The 17,448-nt window shown below is 56.7% G+C and carries 18 protein-coding genes and 1 pseudogene; 3 read left to right on the top strand and 16 right to left on the bottom strand.

Features of this window, described 5'->3' with window-relative positions:
- Positions 1–162 precede the first annotated feature (162 nt).
- The 4 genes from HKD21_RS07300 to HKD21_RS07315 are packed head-to-tail and all read right to left on the bottom strand — an operon-like array spanning position 163 to position 4,725.
- On the bottom strand, positions 163–1,557 hold the full coding sequence (locus HKD21_RS07300; RefSeq protein ID WP_322782914.1) for a TolC family protein: 1,395 nt from the start codon (positions 1,555–1,557) through the stop codon (positions 163–165).
- The gene (locus HKD21_RS07305) at positions 1,554–2,450 is read right to left on the bottom strand and encodes an HlyD family efflux transporter periplasmic adaptor subunit (RefSeq protein WP_194254988.1); all 897 of its coding nucleotides are present in this window, start codon (positions 2,448–2,450) and stop codon (positions 1,554–1,556) included. The genes HKD21_RS07300 and HKD21_RS07305 overlap by 4 nt, the downstream gene beginning before the upstream one ends.
- Positions 2,447–2,662: a DUF1656 domain-containing protein gene (locus HKD21_RS07310; RefSeq protein ID WP_194254989.1), complete on the bottom strand. Its 216-nt coding sequence runs from the start codon at positions 2,660–2,662 to the stop codon at positions 2,447–2,449. Before HKD21_RS07310 ends, HKD21_RS07305 begins: the two co-directional genes overlap by 4 nt.
- Positions 2,659–4,725, bottom strand: a complete 2,067-nt coding sequence (locus tag HKD21_RS07315) for an FUSC family protein (RefSeq protein WP_194254990.1) — start codon at positions 4,723–4,725, stop codon at positions 2,659–2,661. Before HKD21_RS07315 ends, HKD21_RS07310 begins: the two co-directional genes overlap by 4 nt.
- A gap of 76 nt (positions 4,726–4,801) precedes the next feature.
- On the opposite strand from HKD21_RS07315, the gene HKD21_RS07320 reads away from it, so the two are divergent.
- Positions 4,802–5,596, top strand: a complete 795-nt coding sequence (locus HKD21_RS07320; protein WP_194254991.1) for an AraC family transcriptional regulator — start codon at positions 4,802–4,804, stop codon at positions 5,594–5,596.
- Positions 5,597–5,687: 91 nt separating this feature from the next.
- Here HKD21_RS07320 and HKD21_RS07325 read toward each other — a convergent pair whose 3' ends face one another.
- Positions 5,688–6,077, bottom strand: coding sequence for a winged helix-turn-helix transcriptional regulator (locus HKD21_RS07325; protein ID WP_194254993.1), 390 nt, complete (start codon positions 6,075–6,077; stop codon positions 5,688–5,690).
- A 167-nt stretch (positions 6,078–6,244) separates the two neighbouring features.
- Between HKD21_RS07325 and HKD21_RS07330 the strand changes: the two genes are divergently transcribed.
- A complete protein-coding gene (locus HKD21_RS07330; RefSeq protein WP_194254995.1) occupies positions 6,245–6,637 on the top strand; it encodes a DoxX family protein in 393 nt (130 codons plus the stop codon).
- Positions 6,638–6,673: 36 nt separating this feature from the next.
- Positions 6,674–7,417 carry an SDR family NAD(P)-dependent oxidoreductase gene (locus HKD21_RS07335; protein ID WP_194254997.1) on the top strand — a complete coding sequence of 248 codons (744 nt, stop codon included), beginning with the start codon at positions 6,674–6,676 and terminating at the stop codon, positions 7,415–7,417.
- Positions 7,418–7,544: 127 nt separating this feature from the next.
- Here HKD21_RS07335 and HKD21_RS07340 read toward each other — a convergent pair whose 3' ends face one another.
- The 11 genes and pseudogenes from HKD21_RS07340 to HKD21_RS07390 all read right to left on the bottom strand — a co-directional run.
- Positions 7,545–8,387: an aminotransferase class IV gene (locus HKD21_RS07340; protein WP_194254999.1), complete on the bottom strand. Its 843-nt coding sequence runs from the start codon at positions 8,385–8,387 to the stop codon at positions 7,545–7,547.
- 52 nt (positions 8,388–8,439) lie between these two features.
- Entirely contained in the window at positions 8,440–9,300 is an 861-nt protein-coding gene (locus HKD21_RS07345; protein WP_194255001.1) for a D-alanyl-D-alanine carboxypeptidase family protein, read from the bottom strand.
- Positions 9,301–9,378: 78 nt separating this feature from the next.
- Positions 9,379–10,272: a LysR family transcriptional regulator gene (locus HKD21_RS07350; protein ID WP_194255002.1), complete on the bottom strand. Its 894-nt coding sequence runs from the start codon at positions 10,270–10,272 to the stop codon at positions 9,379–9,381.
- Positions 10,273–10,307: 35 nt separating this feature from the next.
- Complete coding sequence (locus HKD21_RS07355; RefSeq protein ID WP_194255003.1) at positions 10,308–11,267, bottom strand: SMP-30/gluconolactonase/LRE family protein; 960 nt, start codon at positions 11,265–11,267, stop codon at positions 10,308–10,310.
- The gene (locus HKD21_RS07360; protein WP_322782915.1) at positions 11,264–12,541 is read right to left on the bottom strand and encodes an MFS transporter; all 1,278 of its coding nucleotides are present in this window, start codon (positions 12,539–12,541) and stop codon (positions 11,264–11,266) included. The genes HKD21_RS07355 and HKD21_RS07360 overlap by 4 nt, the downstream gene beginning before the upstream one ends.
- A gap of 88 nt (positions 12,542–12,629) precedes the next feature.
- Complete coding sequence (locus tag HKD21_RS07365) at positions 12,630–13,403, bottom strand: SDR family NAD(P)-dependent oxidoreductase (RefSeq protein WP_215748024.1); 774 nt, start codon at positions 13,401–13,403, stop codon at positions 12,630–12,632.
- 25 nt (positions 13,404–13,428) lie between these two features.
- Positions 13,429–14,577 (bottom strand): galactonate dehydratase, encoded by a 1,149-nt coding sequence (gene dgoD, locus HKD21_RS07370; RefSeq protein ID WP_194255005.1) that lies wholly within the window; start codon positions 14,575–14,577, stop codon positions 13,429–13,431.
- Between the two features lie 35 nt (positions 14,578–14,612).
- Entirely contained in the window at positions 14,613–15,245 is a 633-nt protein-coding gene (locus HKD21_RS07375) for a 2-dehydro-3-deoxy-6-phosphogalactonate aldolase (protein WP_194255006.1), read from the bottom strand.
- A complete protein-coding gene (locus HKD21_RS07380) occupies positions 15,242–16,219 on the bottom strand; it encodes a 2-dehydro-3-deoxygalactonokinase (protein WP_194255008.1) in 978 nt (325 codons plus the stop codon). The genes HKD21_RS07375 and HKD21_RS07380 overlap by 4 nt, the downstream gene beginning before the upstream one ends.
- Positions 16,216–17,019 carry an IclR family transcriptional regulator gene (locus tag HKD21_RS07385; RefSeq protein ID WP_194255010.1) on the bottom strand — a complete coding sequence of 268 codons (804 nt, stop codon included), beginning with the start codon at positions 17,017–17,019 and terminating at the stop codon, positions 16,216–16,218. The genes HKD21_RS07380 and HKD21_RS07385 overlap by 4 nt, the downstream gene beginning before the upstream one ends.
- 331 nt (positions 17,020–17,350) lie before the next feature.
- Positions 17,351–17,448, bottom strand: a pseudogene (locus HKD21_RS07390) (IS5/IS1182 family transposase); the annotation flags it as partial.

The raw sequence follows: 17,448 nt of genomic DNA on the forward strand, positions 1-17,448 counted from the left end.
TCTTCTCCGGTTTTTGAGGAAACAGAACGGTTTCAGTCGGAATTCAAGTCATGGATTGTCTCCAGAAGCGATCTGGAACGAACTGGCGTTGAGGCAGGACGTAAATCAAAGGCGGAAAATGGGTGACTTCAAACGGCCTCACTTTTGGTCGTAAGGTCCTCCTCATTCCCAACCGCCGCCGAGCACCTGAAACAGATCAATCTGCCGATCGACCAGATCGATCCGAGCAGATGACAGACGTGTCTGCGCCTCGGCGTAATTCGCTTGCGCGTTAAGGACGTCGAAAAATGGCGTGCGGCCGAAGCGTTGCAGCGTCTCGGCATCGCTGCTTGCCTTGCCAGCGGAGTTCGCAGCCCGGTCCAGGTCTTCGAGACGCTCACGCGTTCGCCGATAGGCCGACAGGGCGCTCTCAGTCTGTTTCAATGCGAGCAGAACCGTTCCGTCGAACGCACCGAGCGCAGCACGGGATTCTGCGCCAGCCTGTATGATACGGGCTCGGGCCAAGACCCGGTTAGGAAAGGACCATGAGACCAGTGGACCAACGCTCAAGCCGAACGACGACAACGTCAGGGCATGCGTGATCGACGTGGTGCTCCCCACCGATCCGCCAAGACTGACCTTGGGGTAGAGATCGGCTTCGGCGACGCCGATACCAGCTGTCGCCGAAGCGAAAAGTCGTTCTGCCTTTCTGATGTCGGGACGGCGCCTCAATAGTGCTGCTCCGTCGCCAACCGGCAGCGGGAGGACAAGCGACGGGATTATGGTGCATGCCTCCAGTGCGTGCGGATAGTCCGATGGAACGCGTCCCATGACGGCTGCCAACGCGAACAAAGCGGTTTTCTGATCGGCGAGGATGTCCGGAATGGCGGCTTCACTCGCGAATGCTGCCGTCCGCGCGCGTTCACTGTCAAAGCGCGTGCCGCGCCCCTCGTTGGCCATACGCAATGCGACATCAAGTGTCGCACGTTGAACGGCAACAACGTGTCTTGCGGCGGCCAGCGCTACGCCATCGGCACAAACGCGGGCATAATTGCGGGTGACGGTGGCGGCTACGATCACACGCACTTGGTCGCGCGCTGCCTGCGCTGCCTCTGACTGGGCGTTCGCCTCTTCGATTGCACGACGGATGCCCCCAGCCAGATCGAGAGGATAACTGATGTTCATACCCAGTGCATAACTGAAGGGTGCTGGCAGAAACCGGGTCGGACCTCCGATCCGCGAGCCAGTTGTTTGCCCATTAAAATCCGTCGTTACGGTGCGTGCTGTCTCGGCTTCGCGTATGAGGGCATCTGCTCTGCCGAGATTGGCGTCTGCGGTGCGAAGATCAGTGTTTGCCGCCAGTGCTTCGGCGACGAAGGCGTCGAGGCGGCCATCCTTGTAGAGATGCCACCAATGCGGTGGCAAGGATGCCTGAACCACGCCTTCGTCCCTGCTACCAAGGAGCGCCTTCGTCGCCCCAGGGCGATTGGCAATGGCCGCGTCAGGAACACGATAATCCGGCCCAGCAACGCAGCCGGTCATCAGAAGCGCCATACACAGCGCGAAAACAGATCTCACAGGTGCCTCCCAACCACGTTCGGGGTTGTTGAGGGCAGGATTTCCACCGTCGCCGTTCGCCCGGCGATCAGCTTCGTTCCCGCTGGCACGCGGTCTATGTGCACACGGACAGGAATGCGTTGTGCAAGCCGCACCCATGAGAATGTTGGCGCGACTTTTGGTAACAGATTTCCGGAGTTCTCGCGCTGGTCGTCGGCGATTGCGGCGGCAATGCTCTCGACATGACCGACGATATCGGCATCGTCTCCCATCAGGTGGATGCGCGCGCGATCACCGATGGAGACACTGCGCAGTTTGGTTTCTTCAAAGTACCCTTCCACGCGCAACGTCTCGGCATCCACCAGCGCCATGGCTTGGGCGCCCACAGCCAGATAATCGCCAGGGTGAAGGTCAAGATTGGTGACGGTGCCCCCGACTGTTGCGCGGATTTCGGTGCGCTGCATGTCGATCAGGGCCACGTCGCGGTCGGCGAGTGCGCGCGTCAGCGCTGCCTCCGTCGTCCTGACCTTTGCGATGTTCTGCTCGTGCGCTTCTGTCGCGACGAGATCGCGCAACGCCAGATCACGCCGCGTCTCCTTGCGCGCCAGATCGAGTTGCGCCCTCGCCTCCGTTATGGCGGCTTCTGCACGTCCGAGCGCCGCGGCCCGGCGCGGTCGATCGAGGACGATCAGGAGCTGGCCGGGGTGCACCACCTGGTTGTCATGAACCAGAACCTGGGTGATGAGACCGCCAATATCGGTCGAAACCCGTACGACGTCAGTCCGTACGTGGCCATCACGGGTCCAGGGCGTCCGCTGATTGCGTTCCCATAACTGGAGCGCGACGGCAGCGGCGATGACGACGAGCCCAAGCGTCAAAGCATGGCGCCCCAGAAAAGCAAGAAGGAATTTCATGGAAGGGGTCCGATGATGGAGAGACCCTGCGCGAGCAGGCTGAACAGGACGACGAAGACGGCCAGTTCGACGAGCGGCCGGATAGAGAGCAGTCTCCACGCACCGAGGGCGGTGAGCAGACGCAGCAGCACAACGGTGGTTACCAAGGCGATGCAGGCGCCTCCCAACAAACCAGGAACAAAGACGCTACTGATGCAGAGGTCTGGGATCATGCTCTGGCCTCGCTGTTCTGGACGGAAGAAAGCGCGAAACGCAGGTCGATAAGCGGGTCAAGCAGCAGGCGGCGCGCCCTCGTCCCGACGGCAATGAACGCGATCAGCTCTTCAACCTGCTTGCTCAGTTCATCGACTGATGGTGAACCTCTGTCGAAATAATGTGCGATATCGCGCAACAGGACGCAGATGGCACTGACGGCTTCACTTTCCAGCGGGTCGAGACGCTCGCGAAGACGGCTAACTGCGTGACCAATGCGAAGGTCCCGCACGATCATGTCGATCGTCTCCGTTGTCGGACGCACCGAAAGACCTAGACGGGGTCGCAACAGGGCGATGCGATCGATTGTCAGATTGGTCCAGGCGGCTTCGGCGGAAACCCTGCTTCGGACGCGATAGGCCGCGTCTCGACGGCCGAGCAGCAGCAGTCGGTTGATCGCGGTATCTGGGGAGACCGTCTGGAACAACGTCATAGTTGCCGCTCCGAAGCCGACCCCCATCAACAGCGCGATGCTGCTGTTGATGGCCTCAGCGAAGTCTCCGCCATAAACAGGGCCCAGCCCGACGAGGATCGGGACAGTCAAGGTGATGCCGAGAGCCATGAAGGCGGTCGACGGCCGAGCCTGCAACGATCCTCCGAACAGAAACGCCGGGGCGAGGACCGCGATCAGCACCCAGAACTCGAAGACACGCGGCAGGACAGTAAAGCTGTAGATCAGGCTGATCGCGATGCCATAGACCGAGCCAAGCATGTATTTTCGGACATACGGCACCGGTGCATCCACATTGCCGAACAGAGCACAGGTGACACCCAACACCGATACAGCCAGCCCTCCATCGGGCCACGCAGACCAAATCCAGAAGAAGCAGCCGAGGGTGATCCCGCAAGCGGCACCCAGACCTGCCCGCGCCGCCATCATCGGATCGCGATGGAAGACATAGCCAGTCGTTTTCCCATCGCCGTGGAGTGGCTCTGTTGCACACTCTGCTGCGCTGGCTTCGGCGCCGAGCCGTTCGATATCGTGAAGGAGGCCGACAAGCTCGGCGAGATGACGGGCGATGTTGGCGACAAGGCCGTCGATCAAGGTGGCGTCATCGGCATGGTTGAGCGAACGGGCATTCTGGAACACCCTGTGCGCTTCTGTTCCGCGATCATTCGGCGTGTCCAGAGTGATCCATCTGCGAACTCTGTATAAAAGCTGCGCTAGCTCCTCAGGCATTCCAGGCGCATGGATGAGGGAGAGGCGTTCCTCAACATCGTTGAGGAGCAACAACAGGTGAGCCAGACGATCATGTAAAGTGCGCAACGTTGCGCCGCGTAGACGTGTTGTAACCGGATCATAAGGAAGATGCGTCGCCAGTCCCCGGAGCGCGAGCATGTCCAGAGCCATTCGGTAGCGATCATCGCGACATGAGCTTTCCGAGGCGGTGTTCAATACATCGCGGACCAGTCTTCGGGCATCATGCAGCGTCGCTGCTAGCCTGGCCTGAAACTGGCCGGTCATCGGCCGGGGGAACACATAGCGATGGATCACCACTGCGCACAAAATGCCCAGTGCGATCTCCTGCACGCGCACAATTGCAGTGTCGAAGACTGCGCCAGGCGCCGCAACTGCAGGAAAGCCGATCAGGCTGGTTGTGTAGCCGGACAGCACGAAGGCATAAGAGCGCGGCGTGCGGTCGAGTAGCGACAGAAACAGACCAAGGCCGATCCATCCGGCGAGCACCGCACTGCACACCACTGGCTCGTTGGCGAAGATCGGAACGATTGCCACGGTCGCGAGCGCCCCGACCAGAGTGCCCATCAGACGGTAGAGACCACGACTGAACGAGGCTCCCGCGGTGGGTTGCGACACGAGATAAACGGTGACGATCGCCCAGGAAGGACGCGGCAATCCAATGCGAAGCGCTATGAAATAAGCCAGCATCGCGGCCGCGAAACTCTTGGCGGAAAAGAGCAGCGCTTCACCGTCTGCCCTGAGGGCTGGGTTGCGAAGCGGGGCGATGAGTTGCGGCAGCGTGGGTCTGATCCACCCGTCCTGCCAGAAGGGCCTGAATGTCATAGTTTGTTGATAACGAGTTGCAACAACCAGATAAATTAGGTATCCAGACAATCAATCACTGAAAGCTGCCAATCCGATGCCGTATCGCTCCTCAGCTATCGCTTCCGTGGACCCGGACACTTCGGGTGCAACCGCGATCGCCCACAGGCTCGACTTTGCTGATCATGCATCTGAGGTGCCGACGCACATTCATCGTAAAGGCCAGTTGATTCTGGCATCATATGGGGCCGTTACCTGCACCGCCGCCCAGAACGTATGGATCGTTCCCCCAAACTGCGGAATTTGGATTCCGGGCGGGGTGTCACATAGCGCCAGAGCGACTGCGAACGCGCGCGTCGATTATCTCTTCGTCGAAATTGGTGCGAGCAGCCTTCCCGACCATTGCTGTGCGCTGGAGATAACGCCGATGATCCGGGCGATGATCGATCGTCTAGCTGCCGAGCCAAAAGATTATCCTCCGGATAGTCATGCCGCCCGACTGGCGCGCGTGATGCTCGACGAGCTGGCTGAGATGCCACGGCAGGGTCTCAACCTGCCTGTGTCAGAAAATACCAAAATTCGTACCATCGCTGATGCGCTAACGACCGAGCCGTCAGATCGCAGTACGTTGGCCGACTGGGCCCAACGCGTTGCGATGAGCGAACGATCTCTGGCCAGACTGATGATTCAGGAAACCGGGCTGACATTCGGTCGGTGGCGACAACAGCTTCATCTTGTCGTCGCGCTCCGTGAACTGGCGAGTGGTACGAGCGTACAGCGGGTCGCGGCCATGCTTGGTTATGAGTCCGTCAATGCATTTATTACGATGTTCCGAAAGGCTGTCGGCAGCACGCCGTCGCGGTATTTGCCGAGTGTAAAGGATCGCCTGTAATCCTTTTGATATCAGCATCACTCCAGACATTATCTCCGAACACAAAAGCCGTTCTAACGAGTTGACAGAGCTTCCTTGAGTTTTCTCAACTCTACCGCTCCGACCCAGCCTTGGGGACGGTTGCCTGCTTGTGCCGCCCTCGAATGATCGGCTTCTGAGGCACGGTTTTACCATATTCCAGCCACCACGCGGTCAGCGCTTCCATGGTTGGCCCGAGCCCCCGCGCCTTGGCGGTCATCTCGTACTCCACACGCGGCGGAACTTCCGCATAAACCGTGCGGGAGATCAGACCATCTGCCTCCAGTTCGCGGAGTTGGGCGGTCAGCATGTGCTGGGTGATGCCGGGTATCGCCTTGCGCAATTCGCCAAATCGATGAACGCGCTGGTTGAGCAGCCACATGATTTCGAGCTTCCACTTGCCTGAGAGCATCGAGAAAGCGCGTCGCATCTCGTCCTGCATGGTGAAGTCATCGTCAGCCATTAGTCATACTTTCCATACTTACTGTCAGTAATTCATCCTACTTGCGCAAATTCATGCAGAGGATCAAATCTTATACAGGCTCGTGGCGTCAGACCCAATGAGCGTATGAATACAGCGTGACATCGGGCCGATGATCTCATCGAAGCACGATGCGATCGGGAACCGTTATGACCGCAACCCTTCTCTACTGGATCAGCACGATCCTTCTGTCGCTGCTCTATTTCGGCTCTGCGACCCTGTACCTGACCAAAGCCGCGTGGGTTCGACAGACACTGGCGGACTTGAACTATCCAGCACCATACCTCGTGCCGCTCATGATCGCGGTCAAGATTCTGGGACCGTTGGCAATCCTCTCACGGATCAGCATTCCCCTGAGCGATCTGGCCTATGCGGGTATCTTCTTTCACCTGCTCCTGTCCGGATCGGCACATCTCGGGGTTCGGAAACCTCAGGGTGCCTTGCCCGCTTTGATCGGTCTGGTGCTGCTGGCCGCGTCTTTCACGACCCAGAACACTGCACGTGCGGTCCCGTCTCCATACGCCATGACCTGCACGCGCTGACACAGCAAAAACCTCAAACACCCAAAGGAAATGACCATGGGACGACTTGAAGGAAAAATCGCACTCGTCACAGGCGCCAGCCGTGGCATCGGTCGCGCCACCGCCAAACTGTTTGCCTCTGAAGGCGCCAAGGTTGCCGTGCTGTCACGCACACCGGCTAGCGTCGATGCAGTTGTGGCCGATATCCAAGCTGCTGGCGGCACCGCTCTGGCTGTTCCTGCCGATGCAAGAAATGCGGACCAGATCAAGGCAGCCGTGGATAAGGTGGTTGCTGCTTATGGCGGTCTCGACATCCTTGTGAACAATGCTTTCGATGCAACCGTCGCTTATTCGTCGATCCTCGATCTGTCGACAGAACAGCTTCAGCGCAATTTCGACATGGGACCAACCGCCTACCTGCACTTCATGCAGGCTGCCTATCCTCATCTCAAGGCCAGCGGCACTGGGCGCGTCATCAATTTCGGTTCGATGGCCGGGATTATCGGCCTTGCAGGTATGGGGCCTTACAATATGGCAAAGGAGGCCGTGCGTGCGCTGACCAGAACAGCTGCGCGCGAATGGGCCGGTGACAAGATCACTGTCAACAATGTTCTCCCCGTCGCCGAAACCTGGGGACCAGAGGCAAATGTGCCGCCAGCCACCAACCTGCTTGGTCGCTATGGTTCCCCGGAAGAAGACATCGCTCCTGTGGTTCTCTTTCTGGCCAGCAAGGATGCCCAGTTCATGACGGGGTATTCTCTGACTCCCGATGGCGGGTCAATCATCGACAGCGCGCGCTGAACCTTTGAGGCGATGGGCATTGGACTGAGCATGGCGTCGCCTTACTCCCTCACTTGTTCTGGCAGCACTGGTCCTGTCCGGAACGATGCTGGGTTTTGTATAAGCAAGCCCCGGTCCCACATACTCCTCAGTCGTTCATAGAGTTACAGTAGAGACGCTGAAGCGTGCGCGTGACTAGCCCGACCTGGCCATCGGCAATTGAGACGCCATCAACCGTTAGAACAGGTGTGATGAGGTAGGTCGCGCTGGTCACGAAACACTCTGTTGCCGTCGCGAATTCAGCACGTTGGATCGGGCGCTCATCAACCGGCAATCCTGCCTCTCGTGCCAGATCAAGAATACGTTCACGCGTACACCCTGCCAGAAGTCGATTGGACAACGGTCGAGTCACAAGGGTTCCATGTGCATCCACCAGGAACACATTTGACGACGCTCCTTCCGTGATGCCCTGTTCGTCATAGAACAAAGTATCGGACATACCCTGAGCAAGGGCATCACGTTTGGCCATGACCTGTGGCATCAGCATGGTTGTCTTGATGTCGCGGTGGAGCCAGCGAATATCTTCTCGCAGTTGAACATGAATACCCTCGCGAAAAGCAGAGGTCTGCTCAAAGTCAGAAGCCTGCGCCATCATCAGAAGTGTGGATCGCCCCTCAGGACGGATCGTAAAATTGCGCGGAGATACGCCGGAGGTTACCTGAATATAAACCAGCCCCGTTGTGACATCATTTTTTCGCAGCAGTTCTTCCATGATGCTGTCCAACTTCGCCCGTTCGGGAGGGTGTGCAATACCGCAGGCGGCAAGAGAGCGGTCCAGACGGGCGAGATGCGCTGGAGCATCAACGAATTTTCCGTTCACAGCGATACAGACTTCGTAAACGCCCTCTCCAAACGTGAAACCACGGTCAAAAGGAGAAATACGCGCATCTTCAGCACGGACATATGTGCCATTGAGAAAAACAATCGGCATATTCTGACCCTTCTCATTTCTTTCGGAAAATGCGTTGCCCTGGCAACAATTTCTAAGGAACGGTGTCCAGGGCCGTTTGCATGAGGCGTATCGCCTCGTCAGCGCGAACACGAGCAGATGGCAAACCTGCGATCACCATAATAATGCGATGATTGTTTTTTGTTGCCGATCCGGTGAAACAGTAGCCGGCCTTTGTCGTAAATCCGGTCTTCAGTCCGTCCGCATGATCTATGCGACCAAACAACGGGTTCTTGTTGTGTTGTCGGATCAGCTCTCCAGTTGGACTTTTGCCCCACAGAAACTCTTTCCGGTGGTAGAATTTTACATAAAACTGAGGAAAACGCTTAATTGTTGTGCTGGCTAAAAGAACCAGATCGCGCGCTGTTGTCCGCGTCGTATCGTTGTTTGACCATCCATTGGGTGAGCTGAAATAACTGTCGGTCAGCCCGATGCTCCGGGCCTCCTTGTTCATCAATGCGATAAAGGCATCAAGACCGCCGGGAATACTCGAAGCCAGAGCGTAAGTGGCATCGTTTCCTGATACTGTCAGCATCCCGTTGAGAAGATTTTCAACCGAGACAGTTTCGCCCACACGGAGGAACATTGTCGCGCCCCCCTGCTTACCGTGCCATCTCTTCCACACAGATGGGTTGACTGTGATGAGTTGATCCAGTCTCATTTTGCCTTGGTCAAGCAGATCGAAAATCACATAGGCTGTCATGATTTTTGTCATAGAAGCCGGAGCTATCGGGCGGTCCGCGTTTTTTTGCATTAAAATACGGCCAACCGAAACATCTTCGACCAAAACCACCGGTGCGCTCGTCTGGAAGGTTTCAGCGTGACTTTGCGAGACATCGATCAGCAAGCCTAAGCTCAGGCAGAGCATGATAGCTTTTACTTTACTCGACACCATCGCCCAGCTCGCTTTCGACAACACTCAGGCCTGCCTAGAGGAGCTATCTTATCGCGTCCAATGCCGCGTCAGTCTGGATTATTCCTTATTTGCATAAGGCATCTGATGAGACGCCCGCCAGACCTGTTCGACAACGGGACGCGTATGTTCTGCTTTGCGATAAAGTCGGATTTCCAGAGGAATTTCTTTTCCCAAGGCAATCATCTCATGGGTTTCGAGGTCTTTTTCGATCAGACTTCTGGGCAGCCATGCACATCCGTGCCCTGCCAGAACCATCTTCCTGAGCCCTTCTGCCATGGCATTTTCATTCACATGCCGAACAGTATCAGGCCCGTAGGGTAGAACGGCCTGCGCTTCCTGACACTGGCATACCTGGCCGAGAAATGAGTTCGGACTATAGGTCAGCAAGGGAGATGGGGAGCTTGACTGAGGCTCGTGTGAAAGAAGACCAACAGGAACAAGAAAGTCCTGAGCAACAATACAATGAGGAAACTGGTTTGGATGAAGAAGCAGAGGAACAGCTTCATGATAAAAGGTCAGGAAAAAATCATAGGAGCCATCGACGATAGCCGCCATGCAGTTATGAAAATCATCTGGCAACAAGCGACTGCCACATGGTCCGATGGACGTTTCGATTTCAGAAAGCCATTGGGGGAAAAACGTAACCGATAACGTGTGCAGCGCTGCCACAGCTATGGTTGGTACATCATTGTGCGAAGACGCCGTCAGCGATGCACGACTCTGGAGAAGATTACGAAGGGTCTCTTCTGCGGCTTCCCTGAAGCGACGACCTTCTGGCGTTAAAGTCGTAGGGAAGCGGCTGCGATCGAGTAATGGCACCCCGACCCATATTTCCAGAGCCTGAATGCGACGACTGAAAGCCGACTGCGTCACATGACGCTCTTCCGCTGCGCGTGAAAAACTCTGCAAGCGCGCAAGCGTGATGAAATCTTCAAGCCACTTGATGTCCATAAACAATAACCATAGCAGACCTGGCGCTTTCTCAATTACCCAACATTCACATAAACAGCATAAAGACCGTGAGAAGCGGCCATGAAAAGGCGGTTACGGCGTTTCCCTCCAAAACACAGATTGGCACAACGTTCTGGAAGCGGAAGAAAAGCCCGGGCTTTACCAGTCCCTCCAAAGACCTTCACGCCATTTCCATCAGGGCCGCCCCACCCGCACCAGAGATTTCCGGCTACATCGCAGCGCAGACCATCACCAAGCCCCTGAGCAGCGTCGATCAGAACCTTACGATCCGTTATTCGGTCACTGGCGTCATTCAACTGGCAGGCCCAGATCAAATTCGGAGAGGCTCCGGTATCAATGACGTAGAGTATTCGACCATCGGGCGAAAATGCCAGTCCATTGGGATTGAGGAAACGATCTTCAATCAGTTGGATCTTCCCTGCTGGGCTGACGCGGTAGAGGGATGTCGGAAGTTCCTGTTTCCCCCCGCCTCCGCCCTCATAAGCGGATTTGAGGCCATAATCCGGATCAGTGAACCAGATAGCCCCATCTGCGGCGACAGCGACATCATTTGGAGAGTTCAGCCGGCATTCTCTGAACCTGTCAGCGATAACCGTAATCGTACCATCATACTCCGTTCGTGTGACGCGCCTGGCCTCATGCTCGCAGGTAATCAGTCGCCCGGCACGGTCACGAGTATTGCCATTGGCGAAGCCGGACGGGCCGCGAAACACCGAAACCTGACTTGTCTCTTCCGTCCAGCGCAGGATGCGATTGTTAGGAATGTCACTCCACAGCAGGAAGCGCCCGTCGCCAAACCAGACAGGCCCCTCCCCCCATGCGATTCCTGTCGCCAGTTGCTCTATATCCGCATTCGGCAAAAAACCCGAAAAAGTCGGATCGTAAAGAATGGGAGCATAATCAGATCGAGGAAGATACTCCCTTTGAGCCAACCGGCCTGCAGAAAGCTCCTTGGAAAACGCTAACGTGCTCATCCGACCGCATGCTCCTCTTCCCCTTCCATCCGGGCACCCGGAAGAACCGGAGGCTTGTAGGAAACGACGGCGGCAACCAGAACGGTCCCGACCAAAACACTGCCGATAATGGCCGTCGGCAACCCATACAGTGCGCCCAGCATAGGTACCAGAAAACCGGCTACTCCCTGCCCTAAGGCAGCCGTCGCGTAGCTGGTCCCCATTCCCAAAGAACGGGTCTCGGATGGAAAACGCTGAGACAGGTAATGTGGAACGAGAGCGAAAATGCTGTTTCCAAACATGCCGACGCCAAATGCTCCCGCTAGCATGACCGTCATGCTGTGCGCCGAAATGAACGGCCAGATCCCCAGTGCTGTCAGAGCGAAGTACAACATGAACACCGTCCGGTCTCCGAAACGGGATGCGAGAACACCGCACAACGGTTTCCCCAGCAGAGAACCAATGCAGTAAGCGGCGATGAAAGGAAAAACATCCGCAGGAGACAGATTACGGTCTGAACGCAGGAACGTCGGATAAAAGCTGTAGATTGCCGCATTCTGGAACTGAACGAAGGCCATGAAAATCAGAGCCTGAAGCGCTGCTCCATCCAGACGGAAGCCAAACTTGCGCCGCTGAATCTGTTGCTTTGGCATCGACTGGATCTTGAGCCAGACCGGGCTTTCCGGCACGCCGCGACGGATGAAAATCGCCAGAAGTGCGGGTACGACACCAATTAGAAACAGCGCCCTCCATCCCCAGATCGGGAGAATGATGGCCTGTGCCGCAGCAGCAGCGAAAAAGCCGCATTCATATCCCGACATCATCAGAGACGATGCCAAAGAACGCGCACGCGGCGGCACACTTTCCATGAGAAGGGCTGCAGAAGCGGTCCATTCGCCGCCAAAGCCGATCCCGAACATGAACTGAACCACCAGCATGGCCAGATACGTCCATGTCATGGCCGTTGCGCCGGAAAAGACCGCAAACCAGATCACACCGATCATGAAAGTCAGCTTGCGACCATACCGGTCCGACAGCCAGCCCCAGCCGGTATTGCCCACCACACGCCCCACACTCTGGGCTGTGATGATAATTCCCATAGCCGTCAGGCTGACACCCAGATCCTTTCCGATATCCGGCAGGCAGAGCAGAAGCGCCACCTGATCGAAGGCGTCAAGAAACCAGCCCAGAAACGCCGCCAGCGTGACCCGCCAGTATGGACGCAGCAACTGGAACGCACTCACGTTCTGATCGGACGCCGAAACGGGTTGGGACAGAATGTGCTCATGAGACACGGTATTGGTCCTCTTTCGAAACATGTCGGCCTGTCGACCGCACATTCTGTGTGTTCAAAAAACGAAAAAAAAGCAGATGCGAACAGGCTCAGGTCCAGCCGCCATCCACAACAAATTTCTGCCCCGTACACATCCGGCTGTCATCGGCAGCCAGAAAGAGCGCCAGACTGGCCACATCCTCTGGTTGTATCCGATCAGAGAGACACTGGTTCCGGTCAATCGCCGCTTCCCCCTCGGCATCCAGCCAGAGCGCTTTCTGCTTGTCCGTCATGACCCATCCCGGCACCAGAGCATTAACGCGGATACGGGACGGCCCCAGTTCACGCGCCAGCGCGTTGACCAGTCCATGCACAGCGGCCTTGCAGGTCGCATAGATGGGATATCCTGCGTTCTTCTGCATCCAGCCTGTTGAGCCGAGGCAGATGATAGACCCCCGCCCCTTCTGCACCATGACGGGCGCGACTGTCTGGGCCGCAAAGAACTGCGACTTGATGTTGATATCCGTCAGGCGCTGCCACAGGGCTTCGTCTGCTTCTTCCAGCGTGTGTCGACGGTCGTTCGCAGCATTGGCAACCAGAACATCGACCGTTCCAACACGCTCCTGCGCTTCCACGAAAGCCGACCTTGACCGCTCAACATCCGTAACATCGCATGGCACAAAAACGGGAGGAAACAGTGCACCTGCCAGTTCCACAGCCAGTGCTTCACCAGCGGTGTCATCGATATCGAAAAAAGCGACCTTTGCACCCTGCCGGGCAAACGCCCTGACCATGGCCGCTCCGATCCCGGTCGCACCGCCCGTAATCAGGACGGCACGGTCGCGCAGGCTGGGATAGATCGCCAGATTGTCTGTGAATGTCATGACAGCCGCATCCTGCATCATGATTTTACCACTCTGCCACAGAGCCGTCGGCATGGCGCCAGACAGGATTTCTCCAGCGATGTCCTTCAGCAGCTTTGGCCTTTACATACTCCTCGTTGATTTCAATCCCCAGACCGGGGCCGTCAGGAATGGCGACATGTCCATCCACATACGAGAACACCGAAGGATCGACGATATAATCCAGAAGGTCATTGCTCTTGTTGTAATGAATACCGAGGCTCTGTTCCTGAATGAACGCGTTATAGCTGATGGCATCCAGTTGAAGATTGGCTGCCAGAGCGATCGGTCCGAGCGGACAATGCAGAGCGACAGCGACGTCATAAGCCTCTGCCATGGCAGCGATTTTCCGCGTTTCCGTAATACCCCCGGAATGGGAGGGATCAGGCTGGATGATATCGACGCAGCCCTGCTCCAGAATGCGCTTGAAATCCCAGCGCGAAAACAGACGCTCACCTAGCGCAATGGGTATGGACGTCTGAGCGGCAATTTCCGGCAGGGCCTCGAAATTCTCGCTCAAAACAGGTTCTTCAATGAACATCAGGCCGAAGGGCTGAAGTTCCCGCGCCAGAACCTTGGCCATCGGCTTATGTACACGTCCGTGGAAATCCACACCAATCCCGACATACGGCCCCACCGCCTCGCGAATGGCCGCAACCCTGGCAATCGCTTCATCCACTTTCTGGTGGCTGTCGATGAACTGGAGTTCTTCCGTGCCATTCATTTTCACAGCCGTAAAACCGCGATCCACGACTTCTTTGGCAGCACGCGCCGTATCAGCCGGACGGTCTCCACCGATCCATGAATAGACACGGATACGGTCACGACACTTTCCGCCCAGAAGCTGCCAGACCGGCACATTGAACGCCCGCCCCTTCAGATCCCAGAGCGCCTGATCAATCCCGGCGATGGCGCTCATATGGATCGCACCACCCCGATAGAAGCCCGCACGATACATGACATTCCAGTGATCTTCGATCAGGAACGGGTCTTTGCCAATCAGGTAATCGGACAGTTCCTCGACCATGGCAGCCACAGTCGCGGCCCGACCTTCGACGACGGGCTCGCCCCAGCCAAAAACGCCTTCATCCGTCTCGATTTTCAGAAACAGCCAGCGCGGCGGAACCATATAGGTCTTGAGTGCCGTAATCTTCATGATGATGTCCTGTCGTGAGTTCGGAAATGATGGATTCAGTGGCTGGACGATGCGGGAAGCGCATCAATGAAGGCTCGGGCCTTGGCCGCGATTGTGTCCGCGCTGTCGCCCTTGCGATACAGAGCCGACCCCAGCCCAAATCCAGCCGCCCCGACCCTGAAATATTCCTGCATCGTCTCAGGCCGGATGCCACCGACGGGAATAAAGGCCGTGCCTGTGGGAAACACGCTTTTCCAGGCGGCCAGAGCATGAGGGCCAAGCTGTTCGGCAGGAAACATTTTCAGCGCATCAGCCCCGGCAGCCAGAGCCGCGAACCCCTCCGTAGGGGTGCAAACTCCCGGCGTGCAGATCAGGCCATGAGTTTTGGCTTCCCGAATAACGGCGACGTCTGCGTGTGGCATGACAATCAGTTTGCCATTGTGACGCGCCACATCCCGCACTGCTTCCGGAGATGTGACGGTCCCGGCGCCGATCAAAGCACGATCGCCAAATGTCTCCTGAAGCAGAGCAATGCTACGGAAAGGATCAGGCGAATTCAGCGGGACTTCGATAATCGTGAAGCCCGCATCAACCAGAGCCTGTCCTACCCCAAGCGCCTCTTCCGGACGGAGCCCGCGAAGGATGGCGATCAGGGGACAGCGCTTCAAAGCATGAGTGAATATGTTCATGCACCTACTCCTGAAAATGGCTGGGATCTGGCTCCACCCGGAACCAGTCCCGCCAGATGAGCAATTTTTATCAATCCCGCTGGAGCTGTATTCCCGAGGACCTCGGGTTCAGGCTGACCCAGCAGACGAAAAGCCCTGAGATATCGCGCGCAGAGAGCATCATCGCCGACCAGTACGGTTCTTTGCGACGACGCCCTATTGAGACGGGGGCCGGAATAAACCTCGTTCCCAATCAGCAGGCCCGACAGATAATCGGGCACGGCAGCAGCAGAGAGGCGCCCAGCCAAAACGCGGCTCCGTGCAGAAAACAACAGGGATGAAACACTGTCTCCAGACGCCCCGGTCCGGACACCGTCTTCGAAAGCCATGATGGACTCAGCATCAGACGGTCTTTCTGGAGCGCTAAACCTTCCGAGGATGCTGTGCGCCGTCAGCACAGCGTAGAGTTCACCCGTCATGAACGTTCGAAACCCGACGATCCGCCCCTGATGGATCTGTGCCCATTTCGAATGGGTGCCGGGAAGAACGATCGTCACGTCCTCAGCCAGATCAGGGCGAAGGGCGAGAACACCCAGAATTTGCGTCTCTTCACCACGCATGACGTCGGGGACCATTCCATCATCCCGAACACCCGGAATGATCGAGAGCATCCCCTGCCCTGTCTGAACCATCTTCAGGGACGTAGCCAGTGCATCTGGAGAAACAGGACAGGCAAGATAGGGCGCTTCCGCCCATCCATTCGCACTTCCAACCATCCCACAAGCGATCGCGGGGGGGAGAATGGGCAGACGCCATAAGCCCAGAAGGTCTTCCAGAACCGCAGAAAACCCTCCTTCCGGCAGATTCAGAATTCCGTGTTTGCTTCGATACTCCTTCAGGATCTGACCGCTCTCCGTCATCAGCCAGGCCCGGAGAGAAGACGTTCCCCAATCCAGTGCAAGGAGGGCCGGAAGTCCGGCAGAAGACCCGCTCATATGACGCCATCCTTCCAGCCAAGATGACGGGACACCGTCTCGGCAGCTTTTTGCACCACCGGAACCAGTTCCTCCATCCGTTTCGGGGGAAGATAGGGCGTTGCACTGGCCACACTGATGGCCGCAACAATATCTCCCGTGACATCACGGACAGGGACAGCAACACAGTTGATGCCCAGTTCATTATCCTCTAGGTCAAAGACGCAGCGGATCGCACGGTAATGCCGCATACGATCCAGCCAGCTTTTGAACTGAAGCGGATCAGCACCAGAAACATCGTACAGATGCCTCCACGATGCCTCATCATCATCCATGATAAGGGCGCGGCCAACTCCCGTGAGCGCCAGAGGCATGCTTTGCCCGACGCGGGAGCGCATTTCCAACCCTCTCTGCCCGTCAACCTTATCGAGATACAGAACACGGTCTCCCATTCTGATCCCGAGATGGACCGTATCCTGTGTTGCAGCTCCGAGAGATTGAAGAATGGAACGCGCCAGAACCAGAACTGGATGTTCCTGCCGGGCCAAAGCCCCAAGTTCTGCAACTTTTGGGCCAAGCTGATAGCTGCCAGCATGATCCTGATGAAGCCAGTGCATCTGAACGAGCGCTGACGCCAGCCGATGTGTCGTGCTGCGCGTACACCCCAGGCAATCAACCAGCGCATTCAGCGTATCACATCCTTCACCGACGGCGCGAAGCAAGGACAAGCCTCGGCCCAATGCCTGAGTACCTTCGGGCCACTCGGACGCTCCTTCAGGAGACATATCCACTCTGCTGCTGTTGCTGTCGGATCTGATCATGCTTTCGCATATACATCCCAAAATATGGGATTGAAACCACATATCGGACGATATGGAACATTTTTATGTGATGTTAAGGGCATTGATAACGATATTATGCCCAGAATGATATTTTACCGCGTTGTCCGCAGGGCATTGCCTCAGACACAAAACGCTCAACTCAGGTCGACCGCTATTAAAGCGACACGCTTCGCCAAGGGAATGATGAGAAAGCAAATAGAAAAACTGCTCTTTCCCAATAGAGCGAATATCGACCTCCAGATACGGGAGAGGAAAAAATATAAAGCCTATCTGCAAGTTTATAACCGCTCTATTATTCTAGGCTCAGGACTCATTCTTTGAGGTAGAAGATGACGCTTGCTGCGATGTGGATTGCGGACATGAATGTATGAGCGCAGCGGTCATATCGGGTCGCAACACGTCGCCAGT

The organism is Gluconobacter cerevisiae (genome assembly GCF_015244675.1).
In the GTDB taxonomy this organism is placed as follows: Bacteria; Pseudomonadota; Alphaproteobacteria; order Acetobacterales; family Acetobacteraceae; genus Gluconobacter; species Gluconobacter cerevisiae.

What these genes read in the sequence shown, in the direction of transcription:
- HKD21_RS07305 (WP_194254988.1), bottom strand. Translation starts at nt 2,450, where the DNA reads ATGAAATTCCTTCTTGCTTTTCTGGGGCGCCATGCTTTGACGCTTGGG.
- HKD21_RS07310 (WP_194254989.1), bottom strand. Translation starts at nt 2,662, where the DNA reads ATGATCCCAGACCTCTGCATCAGTAGCGTCTTTGTTCCTGGTTTGTTG.
- HKD21_RS07315 (WP_194254990.1), bottom strand. Translation starts at nt 4,725, where the DNA reads ATGACATTCAGGCCCTTCTGGCAGGACGGGTGGATCAGACCCACGCTG.
- HKD21_RS07320 (WP_194254991.1), top strand. Translation starts at nt 4,802, where the DNA reads ATGCCGTATCGCTCCTCAGCTATCGCTTCCGTGGACCCGGACACTTCG.
- HKD21_RS07325 (WP_194254993.1), bottom strand. Translation starts at nt 6,077, where the DNA reads ATGGCTGACGATGACTTCACCATGCAGGACGAGATGCGACGCGCTTTC.
- HKD21_RS07330 (WP_194254995.1), top strand. Translation starts at nt 6,245, where the DNA reads ATGACCGCAACCCTTCTCTACTGGATCAGCACGATCCTTCTGTCGCTG.
- HKD21_RS07335 (WP_194254997.1), top strand. Translation starts at nt 6,674, where the DNA reads ATGGGACGACTTGAAGGAAAAATCGCACTCGTCACAGGCGCCAGCCGT.
- HKD21_RS07340 (WP_194254999.1), bottom strand. Translation starts at nt 8,387, where the DNA reads ATGCCGATTGTTTTTCTCAATGGCACATATGTCCGTGCTGAAGATGCG.
- HKD21_RS07345 (WP_194255001.1), bottom strand. Translation starts at nt 9,300, where the DNA reads ATGGTGTCGAGTAAAGTAAAAGCTATCATGCTCTGCCTGAGCTTAGGC.
- HKD21_RS07350 (WP_194255002.1), bottom strand. Translation starts at nt 10,272, where the DNA reads ATGGACATCAAGTGGCTTGAAGATTTCATCACGCTTGCGCGCTTGCAG.
- HKD21_RS07355 (WP_194255003.1), bottom strand. Translation starts at nt 11,267, where the DNA reads ATGAGCACGTTAGCGTTTTCCAAGGAGCTTTCTGCAGGCCGGTTGGCT.
- HKD21_RS07365 (WP_215748024.1), bottom strand. Translation starts at nt 13,403, where the DNA reads ATGACATTCACAGACAATCTGGCGATCTATCCCAGCCTGCGCGACCGT.
- dgoD (WP_194255005.1), bottom strand. Translation starts at nt 14,577, where the DNA reads ATGAAGATTACGGCACTCAAGACCTATATGGTTCCGCCGCGCTGGCTG.
- HKD21_RS07375 (WP_194255006.1), bottom strand. Translation starts at nt 15,245, where the DNA reads ATGAACATATTCACTCATGCTTTGAAGCGCTGTCCCCTGATCGCCATC.
- HKD21_RS07380 (WP_194255008.1), bottom strand. Translation starts at nt 16,219, where the DNA reads ATGAGCGGGTCTTCTGCCGGACTTCCGGCCCTCCTTGCACTGGATTGG.
- HKD21_RS07385 (WP_194255010.1), bottom strand. Translation starts at nt 17,019, where the DNA reads ATGATCAGATCCGACAGCAACAGCAGCAGAGTGGATATGTCTCCTGAA.